We start from the raw sequence: 18781 nt of genomic DNA on the forward strand, positions 1-18781 counted from the left end.
GATGACCGAACCGCTTCTGAAGATCCGCGGCCTCAAGCTCGAAGGCCAGAGCGACGAGACGTGGACGCAGATCGTCAACGGCGTGGACCTCGATCTCAAGCGCGGCGAGGTGCTCGGCCTCATCGGCGAGAGCGGCGCGGGCAAGTCGACGCTCGGCCTCGCTGCGATGGGCTTCACCCGGGACGGCGTGCGCATCTCGGGGGGGACGGTAGAGTTCGACGGGATCGACCTCGTCAATTCCCGCATGAGCGTCAAGCGCGGGCTGCTCGGCAAGCGCATCGCCTATGTCGCCCAATCGGCTGCAGCGAGCTTCAATCCCGCGCACAAGCTGATCGAGCAGCACACCGAGGCCCCGGTGCGGCACCACGAGATGACGAAGAAGGAAAGCGAGGAGGACGCGATCCGCCTCTACGAGCGCTTGCGCCTTCCAAACCCCGAGGAAATCGGGTTCCGCTATCCGCACCAGGTCTCGGGCGGCCAGCTGCAGCGCGCCATGGTAGCGATGGCGATGTCATGCCGCCCCGACCTCATCATCTTCGACGAGCCGACCACCGCGCTCGACGTCACGACGCAGATCGAGGTTCTGGCCGCGATCCGCGACATCGTCGACCAGTTCGACACCGCGGCGATCTACATCACGCACGATCTCGCGGTCGTCGCCCAGATGGCCGACCGCATAAAGGTCCTGTTCCGCGGCGACGAGGTCGAGGAAGCCGACACCCGCACCATGCTGAGCGAGCCCAGGGAGGACTACACGAAGTCTCTCTGGGCCGTGCGCAGCTTCGAACGCCCGGCGAAACCCGCCCCGGCGACCGATGCGATGCCGGTGATCTCTGTGCAGGGCATCGACGCCGCCTACGGTACCGCCAAGGTGCTGAGCGATGTCAGCTTCGACATCCACGAGGGCCGCACCGTCGCGGTCGTGGGCGAGAGCGGGTCGGGCAAGTCGACCACTGCGAGGTGCATCACCGGCCTGCTGCCGCCGAAGACGGGCGTGATCCAGCTCGACGGAGAGGATCTTCCACTCGACTACCGCAAGCGGTCAAAGGAGCAGCTGCGGCAGATCCAGATGATCTACCAGATGGCCGACACGGCGCTCAATCCGCGCAAGACGATCGGAGAGATCATCGGCCGGCCGATCGAGTTCTACATGGGTGTCTCAGGCCGCGAGAAACGCAAGCGCGTCGAGCGAATCCTCGAAGAGGTCGAGCTGCCACCCGGCCAGTATCTCCACCGTCTGCCCTCGGAGTTGTCCGGCGGGCAGAAGCAGCGCATCGGGATTGCGCGAGCCCTCGCGGCCGAGCCCAAGTTCATCATCTGCGACGAGGTGACCTCCGCGCTCGATCAACTTGTCGCGGAAAGCATCCTCAAGCTGCTGGCACGGTTACAGGACGAGCGGAAACTGTCATATATGTTCATTACACACGATCTGGCGACGGTCCGCGCGATCGCGGACGAGGTGGTGGTCATGAAGGACGGTGAAGTGGTCGAACAGGGTGACAAGCGCGAGATGTTCCGCCCCCCGCACCATCCCTATACCGACCTGCTGCTCAGCTCGGTGCCCGAGATGGATCCGGACTGGCTCACCCGCCTGCTCGAGGAACGCGGCCGCGACAATATCGGCGACGCCTCGACCGGGCGGGCATCTTGATTCTGCGCCCCGTCCTCGGGGCGCCACCAATCGCGGGCACGTCCCGCACAAGAACGACAAGGGAGACGTCACGATGACTTCGATTTCCAGACGCAGTCTTTTGCGCACCGGCGCCGCCGCCGGTGTGCTCGCTGCCACCGGCCTGCCCATCCGCGCGCAAGAAGCCAAGCGGGGCGGCCGCCTCGTCGTGGGCCTCTCGGGCGCGAACACCTCCGACAACTGGGACGGCCGGACCCATTCCGACATCTTCATGACCTCGTCCGGACAGGGCGCGGTCTTCGACAGCCTGACCGAGGTCGCCGCCGACGGAAGCCTCGTGGGCGAGCTTGCGACCGACTGGGAAGCCTCCGAGGACGCGAAGACCTGGACCTTCAACCTTCGCAAGGGCGTGACCTTCCACAACGGCAAGAAATTCGGCGCGGATGACGTGATCGAATCGCTGCAGCTGCACGTCGCCGAAGGTTCGAAGTCGAGCGCCGCGCCGCTCGTCTCTCCGATCACCGAAATGAAGAAGCTCGGCGAGCATCAGGTGCAGTTCGTGCTTGCCGAGGGCAATGCCGACTTCCCGTACCTGATGTCCGACTACCACCTGCTCATATATCCTGCGGGCCAGATCGAAGAGGCCATCGCACAGGGCATCGGTACCGGTCTCTACAGGAACGTCAGCTTCGATCCCGGCGTGCGCTGGGTCGGGCAGCGCGTCGAGTCGCACTACAAGGACGGACAGGCGGGCTGGTTCGACGAGATCGAGTTCATCGCGATCAACGACAATACCGCCCGGATGAACGCCCTCCTCACGGGACAGGTCGACGCGATCAACCGCATCGACTTCAAGACCGAGAGCCTGCTCAAGGCGAACCCGGCGATCCGTATCCAGGAAGTGCCGGGCAACCAGCACTACACCTTCCCGATGCTGACCAACATCGCCCCGTTCGACGACGTGAACGTGCGTCGCGCTCTGAAGCACGGGATCAATCGCGAAGAATTGGTGCAGAAGATCCTGTTCGGTCACGGCAAGGTCGCGGCGGACAGCCCGATCGGCGCGGCAAACCAGTACATGGCCGACCTCGACCCGATCCCCTACGATCCAGATAAGGCGAAATTCTACCTGAAGGAAGCCGGGCTGGACTCGCTGAGCGTCGATCTATCGGCATCCTCGGCCGCCTTCGAGGGCGCGGTGGACGCGGCCCAGCTCTACCAGGCCTCGGCGGCCCCGGCGGGCATCGACATCAACGTCGTTCAGGAGCCGGCGGACGGCTACTGGTCCAACGTCTGGATCAAGAAGCCGTGGTGCGCCAGCTACTGGTCCGGCCGCGCCACCGAGGACTGGATGTTCTCCTCGGCCTACCAGGAAGGCGTCGCGTGGAACGACAGCCAGTGGGGCACCGATGACAGCGAGCGGTTCCAGAACCTCCTGGTGGAGGCGCGCGCGACGCTTGATCCGTCCAAGCGGCGCGAGATGTATGGCGAGATGCAGCAGATCCTGCGCGACGACGGCGGCGTGATCATCCCGATGTTCGCCAACTGGGTGCAGGCGGTTTCGAACAAGGTCGCGACGCCCGACACCATCGGCAATCTCTGGCAGATGGACAACGCGCGCCATGCCGAGCGCTGGTGGATGGCCTGATCGCCACCAGCCTGTCCAGACACGAGGAAACGCCCCGCATCACGCGGGGCGTTTTCTGTTTCGAGACCGGTCAGTGCACCTTGGCGAGCGAGCCGTCGCTGCAGATCCTGATCTCGTGAACGATCTCGTCCGGCTGGATCGCGGATTGCGTGCCGTCCGGCCCGTTGAGCAGTACCGCCGGAATTGTGCGCGGCACGAAGAGCGGCACCGTCATCTCGACCTGCTCGCCCGGATCGTAGCAGCACATCTGCTCGCGCAGGATACCGATCGTGATCGCCTCGCCCAGAAGGACCGATTCGATATAATCGGTGAAGTAGTGCACGCCCGCGATGTTGCGCGAGTTCGAGATGTTCCAGGCAAGCTTGTTGAGCTCACCCACGATCGACAATCCGCCATGCACGTTCAGGGCCTTCAGGGTCGCTCCGCTGTCGTGGGCATCCGAGCCGACCGGCACGTAGGCCTGCCGGATGTCCGCGTTGGCGGCGTTCGGATCCACGAAGAGCGTCCTGTCGCCCTTGGGACCCATGTCGAAGAACGCCTTCAGCATCGTGGTGCAGGCACCCGCCACCGTGGCGTGTCCCGCCCCGTAGGCGGGGTGCATCGGCGAGCCCTCGGGGAACGCCATCGGCAGAAGCCAGCTCGACGGGGCATGAGGCCCGTTCGCTTTCGCGTTGTGCTGGCGGATCTCGGACAGGATCTCGTAGAGCGCGGGCTCCCTCGGAGCCTGGTCAGTGGGGTGGGTGTAGGGCGCGATGGTGGAGGCGAGAATATCCCGCGCGTCCATTTCGAGCGGGTTCGCATCGTCGTAGGGCGTGTTCTGCCCGCTCGGATCGTATCCCGACAGCACCGTGTGGAAGCGCGCCGCCAGCAGTTCGGGCCGGCCCCGTCGATGGACCGTGAACTTGGCCGCTCGAACCGCGCGCAGCGCCCGGCTCGATGCCTCGGTCACCAGCGTCAGCAGGTGAGGGCCCCCGAAGACGGCGAACGGCACCTGGTTGCCGCCGAACTGGCGCGTGGCGTTGCCGTGATACGGAATGCCCTTGTCGGTCGCCGCTCCCTCGGAGAGCAGGATGAGCGCCGCGTTGAAATACGCCTGGTAGAGCTGGTCGTCATGCACGTAGGTCGCCATGTCGCGAAGCGTGAGCATCGGACGCCGCGCATCGGTGAACTCGCCTCCGCCACCCTGATAAAGCGCGCCGCGCGCGTTGTACGCGTTCTGGACGTCCAGCCAGTCGTTCCAGTTCTGCATGTAGTCGACATGCGGATGCGCCACGCGCACGTCCTGGGAGATGGCCTGGTTGCCATAGGTGATGTACCCGCTGCCACGGCCTTCGCCGGTGCTGCTGCCGACGACCATGAACTGCGACAGGAACGGACCGTCTGCGGTGCCCTCGCCGATCCCGCGGAAGAGCGTCGCCGGGGTCGGGCCTTCGTTGAAACGACGGCGGCCGCGCAACTCGCTGTCCGTGACGTCGCTCGCCTCGGGCTGGCCAGCGAACCATCGCATCTGCGACAGGCGCGAGGCGGCGTCTTCGACGGCCTGTTTGCACTGATTGGCGAAGGGATCATCGAGCTTGTCGACGAGATCCTGAGCCATGAAGGCGGCGACCGGCCAATCCCGGCACAGCGCCATCTGGTAGATCTCCGCCATCTCGGCAGCGAGTTCCGCGCTCCCGGCGGCCGGAGCCGCAGGGATGCCGATCGCCTGCGGATCGGGGCCCATGAGGGTGTAGGCATGACCACCCGTCGGGCTCTCCCACCTGCGGTAATGCGCGCCGAGCCCTGCCGGTGGCGTCGTCTTCCAGCCGGTCTGGTTCAGCGGCGCCTGCTGGAAGACGGTTGGATCTGCAGCTTCGGTCCCCGCCGCGAAGGCGGTGAACGCCGCGGGATCCTCGACGATCCCCTGATCGCTGTGCCGGAGCCCCTTCGTGAAACTGAAGAGATACGGGGAAACCTCGTCACCGTTCTTGTCGGGCGACGCGAATTCGACGGTAAGCGCGAGCGCGCGTGCCTTGTCCCGGCGCGTGATCGCTTCCATCCGGCGCTGATCGGGAGCGGTTATCGGGCTGGCCGTCACGCTGGACGTAGCATGAGTCTTGGTGGATTGGGGCATAGAAAGCCCTCCTCGAAATGAAGTCTGTTAAAAAGGTCTTGGGGTAGTCCGGAAAATCTGACGCACGGTAGACATGCGCGTCAAGCATGTAATACCACCATTGCGGGAGGCGGGAAACCTATCAGAAACGGTCGGTCCGGACGAAAAAGGCCGGCCCGGAGCACCGGACCGGCCCGAAAGCCTGAAGCTGCCACTGAGATCAGAGCACGTAGCGGCTCAGATCGGTGGAACGCGACAGGTCGCCAAGGTGCTTTTCGACGAAGGCGTCGTCGACCGTGACGCTCTCGCCCGCCTTGTCGGGGGCGACGAAGGACAGCTCCTCGAAGACGCGCTCCATGACGGTGTAGAGCCGCCGCGCGCCGATGTTCTCGACCGAGGCATTGACCTCCGCCGCGATCCGCGCGAGCGCCTTGATGCCGTCCTCCGTGAAGTCGACGGTGACCTCCTCGGTCGCCATCAGGGCGGTATACTGGCGGGTGAGCGCGTTGTCGGTCTCGGTCAGGATGCGCACGAAATCCTCTTCGGTCAGATCGCGCAGGTTCACCCGGATCGGCAGTCGGCCCTGCAATTCCGGCAAGAGATCCGAGGGCTTGGCGATATGGAAGGCGCCCGACGCGATGAAGAGGATGTGGTCGGTCTTGACCGGCCCGTGCTTGGTGCTGACGGTCGTGCCCTCGATCAGGGGCAAGAGGTCCCGCTGCACACCCTCGCGGCTGACATCGCCGCCGCGCGCGTCGGACATCGCGCAGACCTTGTCGATCTCGTCGATAAAGACGATCCCGTTTTGCTCCACGTTCTCGAGCGCCGCGGCCTTCACGGTCTCGTCGTCGAGGAGCTTGTCCGCCTCTTCCTGGATCAGCGTCTCGTAGCTCTCGGCGACGGACATGCGCTTGCGCGTGGTGCGCCCTCCGAAGGCCTTGCCGAAGATGTCACCGAGGTTCATGCCGCCCATGCCCTGGCCAGGCTGGCCCGGAACCTCCATCATCGGGAAGGGCGAGGCGGTCTCCTTGACGTCGAGGTCGATCATCGTGTCGTCGAGCTCGCCCGACTTCAGCTTCTTGCGGAACATCTCGCGGGTCGATTCGCGCGCATCCTCGCCGGCGATGGCGGCGATGACGCGGTCCTCGGCGGCCTGATGGGCGCCGGCCTTCACCTCCTCGCGCATCCGCTCGCGAGTTATGGCGATCGCCGCGTCCATGAGATCGCGAACGATCTGCTCGACGTCACGGCCGACATAGCCGACCTCGGTGAACTTCGTCGCCTCGACCTTGGTAAAGGGCGCATGGGCGAGCTTGGCGAGGCGCCGGCTGATCTCGGTCTTGCCGACGCCGGTGGGGCCGATCATCAGGATGTTCTTCGGGTAGACTTCGTCTCGGATGTCGTCCGACAGCTGCTTGCGCCGCCAGCGGTTGCGCAGGGCGACGGCCACGGCACGCTTGGCATCCTTCTGCCCGATGATGAAACGGTCGAGCTCGGAGACGATCTCGCGCGGTGTGAGGTCGGTCATCTTGGGGTTCCTTGGTTCTCGGTCGTGTTCGGCACGCCCCGTTGCGGGCGGTGCCGCAGGTTCTGCGCGGCGCCTCAGGCGTCGAGCGCCTCGACCGTCAGGTTTCCGTTGGTGAAGACGCAGATCTCCGAAGCGATCGCCATCGCGCGGCGGGCAATGGCCTCGGCGTCCATGTCGCTGTCGACGAGCGCCCTTGCGGCCGCCAGCGCGTAATTGCCACCTGATCCGATCGCGGCGACGCCGTCTTCGGGCTCCAGCACGTCGCCCGCACCGGTCACGACATAGAGCTGCGATCCGTCGGTCACGATCAGCATCGCCTCTAGCTTCTGCAGGTACTTGTCCGTGCGCCAATCCTTGGCGAGCTCGACGCAGGCGCGCTGCAACTGGCCGGGGGTGGCCTCGAGCTTCGACTCGAGCCGTTCGAGCAGGGCGAAGGCGTCCGCGGTCGATCCCGCAAAGCCCGCGACCACGTCGGAGCCGCCTGGCGACAGGCGCCGCACCTTGCGCGCCGATCCCTTGATGACGGTGTTGCCGAGGCTGACCTGCCCGTCGCCCGCGACGACCACGCGGCCGCCCTTGCGCACGCCGATGATCGTGGTGCCGTGCCAGCCGGGGAATGTCTCGTCTGCCATCTGGTCCTTCCTTCTGTCTGGCGCCGCATATGGGGGCTGGACAGCAGAGGGGCAAGCCGCTCGGCGGATCGACACGGAATTGCACCTGCGGGATTTGCGCCACACGCGCGAGGCTGCGGTTCACTGCACATGTGGCCAAGACATGCAGAATCGTGAACGCTCGTCGGCAGCTGGGGAAGCTGCACAATCGGATTCACGAAGAGCAGGCGGTGGTCGTGACCCGACCCGTTCGAATGGGATATCTGCTGCCTCGATTCCCGGGGCAGACACAGACATGCTTCTGGCGCGAGATACTCGCGCTGGAGGATATGGGCGTTGCGGTGGACGTCCTTTCGACGAGCCGCCCCGCGCCTACCGATATGGTGCACGGCTGGTCCGGCAAGGCAGCGGCACGCACGACCTACCTGTCGCAACTCGATCCTCTTGCAGCGATACGCGCCCTCGGTGGTCTCGCGCCCCGGGGAGTGGATGTCGCGATGTTCGGCGAAGGCGTCGCGGGACCTCGCGACCTGATGATGGCTCTGCCTGCAGCGGGGCGGCTGCAGGCGATGGCGCGGGCGCGCGGGATCGATCACGTGCATGTCCATTCCTGCGGTCGCGCGGCGCTCGTTGCCGCGCTGGCCGCTCGCATGGGGGGGCCGACCTACTCGCTCACCCTGCACGGGCCGCTGTCCGGCGAGGGGCCCGCTCAGCGCTTCAAATGGCGGAACGCGTCGTTCACCACTATCGTGACCGACGCTCTGCACGGAGAGGTCGCAGCCACCCTCGGGGACGATCTTCCGCCTCGCGTAATCACGCAGCCGGTCGGCGTCGACACCCGATACCTGACCCGGCAGACGCCCTACGAGCCGGTATGTCACGGACGCCCGATGCGGCTTTTCTCCTGTGCCCGCCTTCGGCCCGAAAAGGGGCATCACGACCTGCTGTCGGCGACGCGCCAATTGCTCGACATGGGGGTCGATGTGCGGCTCGAGATCGCGGGCGAGGACGAAGCGGGAGGGTCCGGGTACCGCAAGAAACTCGAGGCCCATCTCAGACATCTGCGCCTCAGCGATCATGCGAAACTGCTCGGCTCCCTGCCCTCGGAGGCGATCCGGGAGAAGCTTCTGACCGCCGATGCCTTCGTCCTGCCGAGTTGGCACGAGACGCTCGGTGTCTCCTACATGGAAGCGATGGCCTGCGGCGTTCCCACCATCGGGACCGAGGCGGGCGGGGTGACCGAGCTGATCCGCGACGGCCGCACCGGGATTCTCGTGCCGCCGAGAAATCCCGGCATGCTGGCCCGCGCGATCCGAAACTTCGCCGGTCAGCCGGATTATGCCCGCGCCCTCAGCGCCGCCGGCAGGGCGCAGGTCGAGGCGCGTTTCCGCGTCGAGCAGGGGGCCGAACGCATTGCCGCCGAGATCCGCCGTCTGCGGTCCTCCTGACGCTCTGGCGCGGATGCCGCGGCCCTGTCGGATGCGCGACCGCCCTGCTAAGCAGAGACGCCAGCGCAGAGGGAGGCAGAGGCATGACTGACCGGTCCGCGACCATCGACAGGCTGAAGGAGCTGCTGGGCGAGAGGCTCTCGACGGGCACGTCGGTGCGCGAGTTGCACGGCCGCGACGAGGCCTACAGCACGCCGTCGCTGCCCGATGCAGTCGCCTTCCCCGAGACCACCGAAGAGGTCAGCAAGATCGTGTCGATCTGCGCCGAAGCGGGCTGCCCGGTGGTGCCCTACGGCGTCGGGACCTCGCTCGAAGGCCACATCGTTCCGGTGCGCGGCGGCGTCAGCATCGACACCTCGCGCATGAACCGGGTGCTCGAGGTGCACGAGGCGGACCTCGACGCCGTGGTCGAGCCCGGCGTCACGCGCACGCAGCTCAACGACGCACTTCGAGCGACGGGGCTCATGTTCACCGTCGATCCCGGCGCGAACGCGACGCTCGGCGGGATGGCCGCCACGCGGGCGTCGGGGACCAACGCGGTGCGCTACGGCACCATGCGCGAGACGGTGCTCGCGCTCGAAGTGGTGCTGCCCGACGGCACGGTGATCGAGACCGGGACCCGTGCGCGGAAATCCTCGGCCGGATACGACCTCACCCATCTCTTCGTCGGCAGCGAGGGCACGCTCGGGATCATCACCCGGCTCACCGTGCGCCTTCACGGCATCCCCGAGCGCATTGCGGCCGCGACCGCCGCCTTCCCGAGCGTCGAGGCCGCCGTCGATACGGTCATCCTCGCCATCCAGTCTGGTCTGCCGCTGGCGCGGATCGAGCTGCTCGACGAGGTGATGATGCGGGGGATGGCCCTCTACAATCCCGATCTCGGCCTGCCGGAGGCGCCGCATCTCTTCCTCGAGTTCCATGGCAGCTCGGCGGGCGTCGACGAACAGGTGGAGAGCTTCCGCGCCATCGCCGAGGACATGGGCGCGGCGGACTTCTCCTGGGCGACGCGCACCGAGGAGCGCAACCGGCTCTGGGAGGCGCGGCACAACGCCTATTACGCCTGCAAGGCGCTGCGCCCGGGCTGCGTCGCGCTCGTCACCGATGTCTGCGTGCCGATCTCGGCCCTCGCCGCCTGCATCGCAGAAACCAAGGAGGCCATCGCGGAATCGGGCCTGCTGGCCCCGCTCGTCGGACATGTGGGCGACGGCAACTTCCACCTCTCGATCCTGATCGAGCCCGGCAACGCCGAGGAACTCGCCCGCGCCAAGGCGCTGGCCCACCGGCTGAACCGGCTCGCCCTCGCCTTCGGTGGCACGGTGACTGGCGAACACGGCGTTGGGAGCGGCAAGAAGATCTACATGGAAGAGGAGCACGGCCCGGCCTGGGCGCTGATGCGCACGCTCAAGCAGGCGATCGACCCGCAGGGGATCATGAATCCCGGCAAGATCGTTTGAGGGCGGCGCCGCCGCCCCCAGAGCCTCAGGCGGATTTCACCGCCTGGCCCCGATCGGGCGTGTATCCGAGATTGGGCGCAAGGCACGTCTCGATCTCGGAAATCTCCATGCACTTGCGGGCCGCATAATCGGCGACCTGATCGGGGCCGATCCGGCCAACGCCGAAATAGGCGGCGTCGGGATGCGCGAAATAGAGCCCCGAAACCGCCGAGGCCGGCCACATCGCGCAGCTTTCGGTGAGCGTGAGCCCGGTATGGGTCGTCGCATCGAGCAGCTCGAAGAGTTGCGGCTTGGCGGTGTGGTCCGGACAGGCGGGATAGCCCGGCGCCGGCCGGATCCCGCGGTAGCGCTCGCGGATCAGCGACTCGTTGTCGAGCCCCTCGTCGGGCGCATAGGCCCAGAGCGATTTGCGGACGCGTGCGTGCAGTGCCTCGGCAAAGGCTTCCGCGATCCGGTCGCCCAGAGCCTGCACCATGATCGCGTCGTAATCCTCGCCCCTGGCCTTGTAGCTCTCGGCGATCTCGTGGACCTCGGGCCCCGAGGTCACCGCAAAACCGCCAATCCAGTCCGGCGTTCCCTTGGGCGCGACGAAGTCCGAGAGGCACATATGCGGCTTGTTGCCCGACTTCTGACCCTGCTGGCGCAGCTGCGGCATCCGGGCGCGCAGGGTCTCACGGCTTTCGTCCTCCCAGACAAGAATGTCGTCGCCGTCCGAATTGGCCGGCCAGATCGCCGCGACCCCGCGCGGCGAGAACCAGTCCTGCGCGATGATGCGGTCGAGCATGGCATTCGCGTTCTCGAAGAGCTCGCGCGCATGCGGGCCCTTGGTGGGATCGTTGAGGATCTGCGGATAGACGCCCCGCATCTCCCAGGTGTTGAAGAACGGCGTCCAGTCGATGAAGGGACGGATCGCGGCGATATCCATGTCGGCGACCGGCGTGAGGCCCGGCACCTGCGGCGCGGGCGGCACGTAATCGTCCCAGCCTCCGTCGAAGCGGTTGGCCCGCGCCTGCGAGAGCAGCGTCTTGACCCGGTCGCCGCCCGTATTCGTGCCGGCGCGCAGCTTTTCCTGATCCGCCTTCACCTCGGCGAGGTACTCGGGCGCGGCCTTCTTCGACAGAAGGCGCGAGACCACGCCCACCGCCTTCGAGGCGTCGTCCACATGGATCACGCCGTTGTCGTATTCCGGTGCGACCTTGAGCGCGGTGTGCTTCTTGGAGGTGGTCGCCCCGCCGATCATCAGCGGCACCGTGAAGCCCTGCCGCTTCATCTCGGACGCGACCTCGACCATCCGGTCGAGTGACGGCGTGATGAGGCCCGAGAGGCCGATCACGTCCGCCTTCTCCTCCTTCGCCTTCGCGAGGATGTCCTCGGTCGGGACCATGACTCCGAGATCCACCACGTCGTAATTGTTGCACTGGAGGACGACGCCGACGATGTTCTTGCCGATATCGTGCACGTCGCCCTTCACGGTCGCCATCAGGACCTTGCCTTTGGCCGAGGTGTCGCCCGAAAGGCGCTTCTCCTCCTCCATGTAGGGCAACAGATGCGCCACCGCCGCCTTCATCACCCGGGCGGATTTCACAACCTGCGGCAGGAACATCTTGCCCTCGCCGAAGAGGTCGCCGACGACGTTCATGCCGTCCATCAGCGGGCCTTCGATGACATCGAGCGGCTTCTCGGCGCGCTGACGGCACTCCTCGGTGTCGTCGACCACGTAATCGGTGATGCCGTGCACGAGGGCGTGCTCGAGACGTTTCTCGACCGCCTGCTCACGCCACTTGGGGTCTTCCTTCTTGGCCGCCTCACCCGAACCGCGATACTTGTCCGCGATCTCGAGCAGGCGCTCGGTCGCGTCGTCCCGCCGGTTCAGCAGCACATCCTCGACCCGCTCGCGCAGCTCGTCGGGAATGTCGTCGTAGACCGTGATCTGGCCCGCGTTGACGATGGCCATGTCCATGCCCAGCGGGATCGCGCGGTAGAGGAAGCACGAATGCATCGCCTCACGTACCGGATTGTTGCCGCGGAAGCTGAATGACACGTTCGACAGCCCGCCCGAGACGTGGACGTCGGGCATGTCCGCCTTGATCAGCTTGATCGCCTCGAAGAAGGCGTTGGCGTAATCGTTGTGCTCCTCGATCCCTGTCGCCACAGCGAAGATGTTCGGATCGAAGATGATGTCCCATGGATCGAAGCCGGCCTTGTCCACCAAGAGGTCGTAGGACCGGCGCGAGATCGCGTGCTTATGCTCGGCGGTCTCGGCCTGCCCGTTCTCGTCGAAAGCCATGACGACCACAGCGGCGCCGTAGCGGCGGATGATGCGGGCCTGACGCAGGAACTCCTCCTCACCCTCCTTGAGCGAGATCGAGTTGACGACGCAGCGCCCCTGCACGCATTTGAGGCCCGCCTCGATCACCTCGAACTTGGAGCTGTCGATCATCACCGGCACGCGGGAGATGTCCGGCTCGGACGCGATGAGGTTGAGGAAGGTCTTCATCGCCTCTTCGCTGTCGAGAAGCCCCTCGTCCATGTTCACGTCGATGATCTGCGCGCCGTTCTCGACCTGGCTGCGCGCGACGTCGAGGGCGGCCGGATAGTCGCCCTCCATGATCAGCTTCTTGAACTTGGCCGAGCCGGTGACGTTGGTGCGCTCGCCGACGTTGATGAATGTCGCGATACCGCTCATGCCGCGCTCCCTGCTTCGAACATCTCGAGGCCCGACAGGCGCATCCTGCGGACCTTTTCGGGGATCTTGCGGGGCGCCTTGCCCGCGACCGCCTTCGCGATGGCGGCGATGTGCTCGGGCGTCGTGCCGCAGCAGCCGCCGACGATGTTGACGAGGCCGCTATCGGCCCATTCCCCCAGATGCGCCGCGGTCTCCTCGGGCGTCTCGTCGTAGCCGCCCATCTCGTTGGGAAGGCCTGCGTTCGGATAGGCGCTGATCCGGGTGTCGGCGACGCCGGACAGCGTGCGCACGTGCTGGCGCATCTCGCCGGCGCCGAGCGCGCAGTTGAGCCCGATCGAGAATGGCCGCGCGTGGCACATCGAGGTCCAGAACGCCTCGGGCGTCTGTCCGGTCAGCGTCCGGCCGGAGCGGTCGGTGATGGTGCCCGAGATCATCAGCGGCGGCACCGCCACGCCTTCGTCCCGCAGCGATTCGATGGCGTAGATCGCCGCCTTCGCGTTCAGCGTGTCGAAGATCGTCTCGATCAGCAGAAGGTCCGCGCCGCCGTCGATCAGCCCCCGAGCCGCCTCACCATAGGCCGCGGCGAGATCGTCGAAGGTGATCGCGCGGTACCCGGGATCGTTCACGTCCGGGCTGATCGAGGCCGTCTGGTTCGTCGGCCCGATCCCGCCCGCGACCCAGCGCGGTTTGCCGTCCTGGGCCGTCTTCTTCTCGCAGGCCTCGCGCGCCAGACGGACGCTCTCGACGTTCATCTCGCGGGAGAGCTCGCTCATGCCGTAATCGGCCTGGCTGACCGCGTTCGCCCCGAAGGTGTTGGTGCAGAGGATATCCGCCCCGGCCTCGAGGAAATCGACGTGGATGCGCCGGATCATGTCGGGCTGCGTGAGGCTCAGAAGCTCGTTGTTGCCGCCCACATCCGAGGGATGGTCCTTGAACCGCTCTCCGCGGTAGGTCGCCTCGTCCGGTTTCTCGGCCTGGATCATCGTCCCCATCGCGCCGTCGAGTACGAGGATGCGGTCCGCGGCTGCGTGTGCGATGTCTGGCTTGCCCATGAGGTGTCTCCCTGCCGATGGCGGATCATCCGGCCTTATATAATGAACGGGATGAAGGTTCACGGGGCGATGTCATGAATTCCGCGCATGATCTTCATGACCTCCGCGCGGCAGGCGCTCCAGATGTGAAAACACCCCGCGGCGCAACCGCGGGGTGTCGTGCCAGCCGATCCTCGGCGCTCAGAGAGCGCCGCTCTGCATTTCGCTGGCGATATGTTCTGCCTGACGGATGGCGAGGGCCACGATGGTCAACGTCGGGTTCTCCGCCGCGCCGGTGGTGAATTGCGAGCCGTCCGAGACGTAGAGGTTCGGCACATCATGCGCCCTCCCGTTACGGTTCACGACGCCATCCTCGGGGCGCTCGGACATCCGGTTGGTGCCGAGGTTGTGCGTCGAGGGATAGGGCGGCGTCGGCAGCGTCCGTGTCGCGCCGACCGCGTTGTAGATCGCCGCGCCCTGCTTGTAGGCGTGTTCGCGCATCGTCTTGTCGTTGGCATGGTCGCTGTAATGCACGTTGGCGACCTTGAGGCCGAACTTGTCCTCCACGTCCGAGAGCGTCACGCGGTTGCTCTCCTGCGGCATGTCCTCGCCGACGATCCACATGCCCGCCATGTTCTCGTAACTGTCGAGCGCGGTGGTGAACTCGCGGCCCCAGGCGCCGGGATCGAGGAAGGCCGCCATGAAGGGCAGGCCCAGCGACAGCGTCTCGAGCTCGTACCCCCCCACGAAACCGCGCGAGGGATCGTGGCGCGCCTCGTCCTGCACGATGCCGGCCATGGTGGTGCCGCGATACATGTGCACGGGCTTTTCGAAGATGCCGTAGACCGATCCCGTAAGGTGCCGCATGTAGTTCTTGCCGACCATGCCCGAGCTATTGGCGAGCCCGTCCGGGAACATCGAGGAATGCGAGTTGAGCAAGAGGCGCGGGCTCTCGAACGAGTTGCCCGCGACGCAAACGACGCGCGCCCGCTGCATCTGGAGATTGCCCGCGTCGTCGAAATACTCGACGCCCGTCACCTTGCCGGAGTCGTCGTGGAGGATACGCGCGACATGCGCCTTCTCGCGCACCTCGAGATTGCCGGTCGCCTCTCCCGCGGGGATGTCGGTATAGGCAGCCGACCACTTGGCGCCCCATTTGCAGCCCTGGAAGCAGAAGCCGGTCTGCTGACAGGCCATCCGCCCGTCCCGCTCCTGGCTGTTGATCGCCATGCGGCCGGTATGGACCTCCTTGTAGCCGATCTCCTTCGCGCCGGCCTCGAAGACCTTGAAGTTGTTGCTGCCGGGCAGGCCGGGGATGCCGTGGGTGCGCGTGACCCCGAGCTTGCTCTCGGCGCGGTCGTAAAACGGCGCCATCTCCTGATCGTCGATCGGCCAGTCGAGAAGGTTCGCGCCCTCGACCTCGCCGTAGGTCGTCTTCGCCTTCCATTCGTGCGGCTGGAAGCGGATCGACGCGCCGGCCCAGTGGGTCGTGGTGCCCCCCACCGCCTTCACGATCCACGCCGGAAGGTTCGAGAAGTCCTTTGCCACGCGCCAGTCGCCGCTGGTGGTGCGTGTATCGGTCCAGGCGAGCTGGCCGAAGCTCTCCCACTCGTCGTTGATGTAATCGTCGGGCAGATACCGCCCGCCCGCCTCGAGCGCGACGACGCTCACGCCCTTCTGCGCGAGTTCGTTGGCGAGAACGCCGCCGCCCGCGCCGGTGCCGATGATGACGACGACGCTGTCGTCGGTGAGTTCAAAAGGTGCAGCCATTTCCCGTATCCTCCCCCCTCAGATCCACGTGATGTCGTCGAAGCCGCGGTAGAGATAACCGCCCTGCGAGTAGGACTCGCCCTCGTAACCGAAGATCGGCCACACCTCTTTCTGGTTGTAGAGGCCGGTGACGAGCCCGCCGCGGACCCGCTGGAAAAATTCGGTATCCTCGATGCCGCGCAGGATGGCGACGCGGTCCGCCTCCCAGCCGGCGGCGAGATAGCTGTCGAAGCCCGCCGCGCGCGCCGCCTCGTCGAGCATCTCGAGGCCCTCCTGGGCAAAATCGACCTCCTCGGGGACGTCGTAGCCTTTCACGGCCGCGGCGTAGAACCGGTCGCCCACCTTGTCGTGGGGATAGATGTCGCGCGCCATCTGCACGAGCGTCGCGAAGCTCTCGGGCTTCATGGCGTCCATCTCGGTCGCCCAGGCCGCATCTCGGCCGGCGACGAAGCCTGCACCGACAACGAGGCCCGCCCCCGCCGCGACGCCGCGCGACAGAAGCTGGCGACGCGTCAGCGTCTTTAGCGAAAGTGTCTCGATCATGTTGGGTCTCCTCCCTTGGGTCATGTCCGGCCCGGGCGCGTCCTCCTTCGCACCCGGGCCGGGACGTCCTCACGTCATTTGAAGCGCCCGCTCCGCTCCAGCACCTCGATCTGGTATCCATCGGGGTCGGCAACGAAGAAGAAGCGGCCGACAAGCGTGCCGCCGGGCGCGAATTCCACCAGTTTGCGGGGAGCCAGTCCTTCACGCTCGAAGCGCGCGTGTTCGGCGTCGAGATCCGCGACCAATACCGCAAGATGTCCGTAGCCGTCCCCGAGGTCGTAGGGTTCGGTCCGGTCCTTGTTGATCGTGAGCTCGACCTCGAACTCGGACTCGGTGTTCGACATGTAGACAAGCGTGAAGTCGTCGAAATCCAGCCGGTCGGCGACGTCGAGACCGAATGCCTTGCGGTAGAACGCGACCGAGCGGTCCTCGTCGAGGACGCGGATCATGCTGTGAATGGCTTTCGCCATGCTGCCTCCTGTGTCTTTTGAGATCACAGGATAGGCGCGGAGATCACGGCCCGGGGTAGTAGGCGATTACTACAGGGATCGTCCTTTGGTCTTACGTCACTCGGCGGCGACCGCGACGGGCGCCGTCACTTGCCCGAGATAGATCAGGCAGGTCGTGCGCAAGAGCGACGTGAAATTCTCGGGTTCGCCCCGCAGCTCGAGGACTTCGGCATGCAGAGTCGACAGGAAACAGGGGGTCGAGACCCCCTCTGCCGCGGCAATTTCATCCAGCGTGTCCCAGAACGCGTTTTCGAGCCGGATGCTGGTGCTCTGACCGTTGAGACGAAGCCGCCGCGTGGTCGAAGCGTAGCGTTCCGGGTTCTGGCCCGCGAAGACTTGGCACATGTGTCGATCCTCCGAATGCCCCGAGTATAGGGCCGCACGCCGCACCGCGGACAGGTGTCCAAAGGTCACATCGGCTGCATGTTCCGTCAAACGCGAAGTCCACATTCGACGGTGGGCCATAGTTCAAACCGGCGTGAAGCTCTCGCCGCGAAGTTCCGCGTTCTGCCGGCACCGCGGGGCCGCTCTTCGTCCCCGATCGCGACCTGGTCAGTGGGCGCTGCGGCTCACACCACTCCCACTTTCTGCGGCAGATTGAAAAGGCCGACGAACCGGCGCGCCAGGTCCGCGTCCCCCTCGATCCTGACCCCCGCCTCCTGCGCGGAGACGTCGCCGTAGAAGAGTGCGGCGAGCGACGGGGCCTCCTTGGCCGCGAAGCGGAGATCCGGTGCGTCGGGGCGACCACGTTTCACCGGCATGTCCGCGTCTGCCAAACGGGCGGTGAACGACACTGATCCGATGTCGAACCCGACTTGCATCATCATGCCCCGCGCCGCCGTGCGGTCGAGCATGGTCCGGAACGACAGCATGAGGGACGCCGGAGACAGCGGCAATGTCGGGTCGTGAAGCGGAGAGGCCGCCGCCCAGCGTCCAAGTTCCCGAATGATCGGTTCGGCCGCGTAACCCCATTCGGTCAGGCGATAGAGCCGCATCGGCACAGGCTCCGTCGCGGTCTCGCGGACCACCACTCCGTATTCCTCGAGCCCGGTGAGACGCTCCGTCAGCACCTTGGCGCTGATCCCGGGCAGGCCTGCCCGGATATCCGAGAACCGCCTCGGCCCGAACATCAGCTCTCTCACGATCAGCAGCGACCAGCGCTCGCCAAGCAATTCGAGGCCGAAGGCCGTGCCGCAGGCGTCGTCGTACCAACGCCCGTGGGGGTTTTTCGCCGATTTGGTTACTTCTTGTGACTTCATGGTTGCTTTTAGTAATCTGCCGGACGTAACCTGTCCATACCCAGCGATCCCGGAGGAGGATGCAATGATAGGGATGATCGTCAGCGACAGGATCAAGGCCGCGCCTTTCGAGGCATCCGGTCCATGGCCGGAGCAGGGACAGCCCGAGGGCCTCGCCCCCGGCGCGGAGGATCTCGAGAGATACGAGGGAGGGGAAGCATGACCTACGTGGCAGGATTCCTCACCCCGGTCCCGGACGAGAACCGCGACGCCTACATCGAATGCGCCCGAAAGGCATGGGAGATCTTCAAGGATTATGGCGCGCTGCAGATCATGGAGGCCTGGGGCGAGAGCGTGCCCGACGGAACGCAGACGGACTTCAAGCGCGCGGTGGATCTCAAACCGGGCGAGACGGTCTGCTTTTCGTGGATGATCTGGCCCGACAAGGCGTCCCACGAAGCCTGCGGCGCCAGCATGGACTCCGACCCGAGATGGCAGGAACTCGACATGCCGTTCGACGGAAAACGGATGATCTGGGGCGGCTTCGATCCGATCTTCTCGGAATAGGGCTGACCGGAGAGCATGCGCCGCGG

Annotated in this window: 16 protein-coding genes; 6 read left to right on the forward strand and 10 right to left on the reverse strand. The window is 65.9% G+C overall.

The window, feature by feature from the left end; translation table 11 throughout:
* The first annotated feature begins 1 nt into the window (after position 1).
* Positions 2-1651, forward strand: a complete 1650-nt coding sequence (locus tag OCH239_RS09015) for an ABC transporter ATP-binding protein (protein ID WP_037261300.1) — start codon at positions 2-4, stop codon at positions 1649-1651.
* Positions 1652-1724: 73 nt separating this feature from the next.
* Positions 1725-3278 carry an ABC transporter substrate-binding protein gene (locus OCH239_RS09020; RefSeq protein WP_037261302.1) on the forward strand — a complete coding sequence of 518 codons (1554 nt, stop codon included), beginning with the start codon at positions 1725-1727 and terminating at the stop codon, positions 3276-3278.
* Positions 3279-3348: 70 nt separating this feature from the next.
* On the opposite strand, the gene OCH239_RS09025 is transcribed toward OCH239_RS09020, so the two are convergent.
* From OCH239_RS09025 to hslV, 3 genes are all read right to left on the reverse strand, one after another.
* The gene (locus OCH239_RS09025; protein WP_157577834.1) at positions 3349-5391 is read right to left on the reverse strand and encodes a phosphatase PAP2 family protein; all 2043 of its coding nucleotides are present in this window, start codon (positions 5389-5391) and stop codon (positions 3349-3351) included.
* A 199-nt stretch (positions 5392-5590) separates the two neighbouring features.
* On the reverse strand, positions 5591-6898 hold the full coding sequence (hslU, locus tag OCH239_RS09030) for an ATP-dependent protease ATPase subunit HslU (RefSeq protein WP_037261305.1): 1308 nt from the start codon (positions 6896-6898) through the stop codon (positions 5591-5593).
* 74 nt (positions 6899-6972) lie between these two features.
* Entirely contained in the window at positions 6973-7530 is a 558-nt protein-coding gene (hslV, locus tag OCH239_RS09035) for an ATP-dependent protease subunit HslV (protein WP_037261308.1), read from the reverse strand.
* Positions 7531-7745: 215 nt separating this feature from the next.
* On the opposite strand from hslV, the gene epsE reads away from it, so the two are divergent.
* Both epsE and OCH239_RS09045 read left to right on the forward strand, forming a co-directional pair.
* On the forward strand, positions 7746-8957 hold the full coding sequence (gene epsE / locus OCH239_RS09040) for an exopolysaccharide biosynthesis GT4 family glycosyltransferase EpsE (RefSeq protein ID WP_244430330.1): 1212 nt from the start codon (positions 7746-7748) through the stop codon (positions 8955-8957).
* Between the two features lie 83 nt (positions 8958-9040).
* The gene (locus OCH239_RS09045) at positions 9041-10411 is read left to right on the forward strand and encodes an FAD-binding oxidoreductase (RefSeq protein WP_037261314.1); all 1371 of its coding nucleotides are present in this window, start codon (positions 9041-9043) and stop codon (positions 10409-10411) included.
* 25 nt (positions 10412-10436) lie between these two features.
* Here OCH239_RS09045 and metH read toward each other — a convergent pair whose 3' ends face one another.
* The 7 genes from metH to OCH239_RS09080 form a co-directional block, all read right to left on the reverse strand.
* Positions 10437-13097, reverse strand: coding sequence for a methionine synthase (gene metH, locus OCH239_RS09050; RefSeq protein ID WP_037261317.1), 2661 nt, complete (start codon positions 13095-13097; stop codon positions 10437-10439).
* On the reverse strand, positions 13094-14149 hold the full coding sequence (locus OCH239_RS23865) for a homocysteine S-methyltransferase family protein (RefSeq protein WP_037261320.1): 1056 nt from the start codon (positions 14147-14149) through the stop codon (positions 13094-13096). The genes metH and OCH239_RS23865 overlap by 4 nt, the downstream gene beginning before the upstream one ends.
* Positions 14150-14329: 180 nt before the next feature.
* Positions 14330-15898 (reverse strand): GMC family oxidoreductase, encoded by a 1569-nt coding sequence (locus OCH239_RS09060; RefSeq protein WP_037261323.1) that lies wholly within the window; start codon positions 15896-15898, stop codon positions 14330-14332.
* A gap of 18 nt (positions 15899-15916) precedes the next feature.
* On the reverse strand, positions 15917-16441 hold the full coding sequence (locus tag OCH239_RS09065) for a twin-arginine translocation pathway signal (RefSeq protein WP_037261326.1): 525 nt from the start codon (positions 16439-16441) through the stop codon (positions 15917-15919).
* Positions 16442-16515: 74 nt separating this feature from the next.
* A complete protein-coding gene (locus OCH239_RS09070) occupies positions 16516-16911 on the reverse strand; it encodes a VOC family protein (protein WP_037261328.1) in 396 nt (131 codons plus the stop codon).
* Between the two features lie 96 nt (positions 16912-17007).
* On the reverse strand, positions 17008-17295 hold the full coding sequence (locus OCH239_RS09075; protein ID WP_037261331.1) for a ribbon-helix-helix domain-containing protein: 288 nt from the start codon (positions 17293-17295) through the stop codon (positions 17008-17010).
* 224 nt (positions 17296-17519) lie between these two features.
* Positions 17520-18209, reverse strand: coding sequence for a winged helix-turn-helix transcriptional regulator (locus tag OCH239_RS09080; protein ID WP_037261334.1), 690 nt, complete (start codon positions 18207-18209; stop codon positions 17520-17522).
* Between the two features lie 64 nt (positions 18210-18273).
* On the opposite strand from OCH239_RS09080, the gene OCH239_RS22615 reads away from it, so the two are divergent.
* Together OCH239_RS22615 and OCH239_RS09085 are read left to right on the forward strand one after the other, a co-directional pair.
* Positions 18274-18411, forward strand: coding sequence for a hypothetical protein (locus OCH239_RS22615; RefSeq protein WP_157577835.1), 138 nt, complete (start codon positions 18274-18276; stop codon positions 18409-18411).
* Complete coding sequence (locus OCH239_RS09085) at positions 18408-18755, forward strand: DUF1428 domain-containing protein (RefSeq protein ID WP_037261337.1); 348 nt, start codon at positions 18408-18410, stop codon at positions 18753-18755. Before OCH239_RS22615 ends, OCH239_RS09085 begins: the two co-directional genes overlap by 4 nt.
* Positions 18756-18781: the final 26 nt, after the last annotated feature.

This window comes from Roseivivax halodurans JCM 10272 (genome assembly GCF_000521785.1).
Lineage (GTDB): Bacteria > Pseudomonadota > Alphaproteobacteria > Rhodobacterales > Rhodobacteraceae > Roseivivax > Roseivivax halodurans.

Bases quoted from the DNA above. Each gene is read 5' to 3' on its own strand.
- OCH239_RS09015 (WP_037261300.1), top strand. From the start codon at position 2: ATGACCGAACCGCTTCTGAAGATCCGCGGCCTCAAGCTCGAAGGCCAG.
- OCH239_RS09020 (WP_037261302.1), top strand. From the start codon at position 1,725: ATGACTTCGATTTCCAGACGCAGTCTTTTGCGCACCGGCGCCGCCGCC.
- OCH239_RS09025 (WP_157577834.1), bottom strand. From the start codon at position 5,391: ATGCCCCAATCCACCAAGACTCATGCTACGTCCAGCGTGACGGCCAGC.
- hslU (WP_037261305.1), bottom strand. From the start codon at position 6,898: ATGACCGACCTCACACCGCGCGAGATCGTCTCCGAGCTCGACCGTTTC.
- hslV (WP_037261308.1), bottom strand. From the start codon at position 7,530: ATGGCAGACGAGACATTCCCCGGCTGGCACGGCACCACGATCATCGGC.
- OCH239_RS09045 (WP_037261314.1), top strand. From the start codon at position 9,041: ATGACTGACCGGTCCGCGACCATCGACAGGCTGAAGGAGCTGCTGGGC.
- metH (WP_037261317.1), bottom strand. From the start codon at position 13,097: ATGAGCGGTATCGCGACATTCATCAACGTCGGCGAGCGCACCAACGTC.
- OCH239_RS23865 (WP_037261320.1), bottom strand. From the start codon at position 14,149: ATGGGCAAGCCAGACATCGCACACGCAGCCGCGGACCGCATCCTCGTA.
- OCH239_RS09060 (WP_037261323.1), bottom strand. From the start codon at position 15,898: ATGGCTGCACCTTTTGAACTCACCGACGACAGCGTCGTCGTCATCATC.
- OCH239_RS09065 (WP_037261326.1), bottom strand. From the start codon at position 16,441: ATGATCGAGACACTTTCGCTAAAGACGCTGACGCGTCGCCAGCTTCTG.
- OCH239_RS09070 (WP_037261328.1), bottom strand. From the start codon at position 16,911: ATGGCGAAAGCCATTCACAGCATGATCCGCGTCCTCGACGAGGACCGC.
- OCH239_RS09075 (WP_037261331.1), bottom strand. From the start codon at position 17,295: ATGTGCCAAGTCTTCGCGGGCCAGAACCCGGAACGCTACGCTTCGACC.
- OCH239_RS09080 (WP_037261334.1), bottom strand. From the start codon at position 18,209: ATGAAGTCACAAGAAGTAACCAAATCGGCGAAAAACCCCCACGGGCGT.
- OCH239_RS22615 (WP_157577835.1), top strand. From the start codon at position 18,274: ATGATAGGGATGATCGTCAGCGACAGGATCAAGGCCGCGCCTTTCGAG.
- OCH239_RS09085 (WP_037261337.1), top strand. From the start codon at position 18,408: ATGACCTACGTGGCAGGATTCCTCACCCCGGTCCCGGACGAGAACCGC.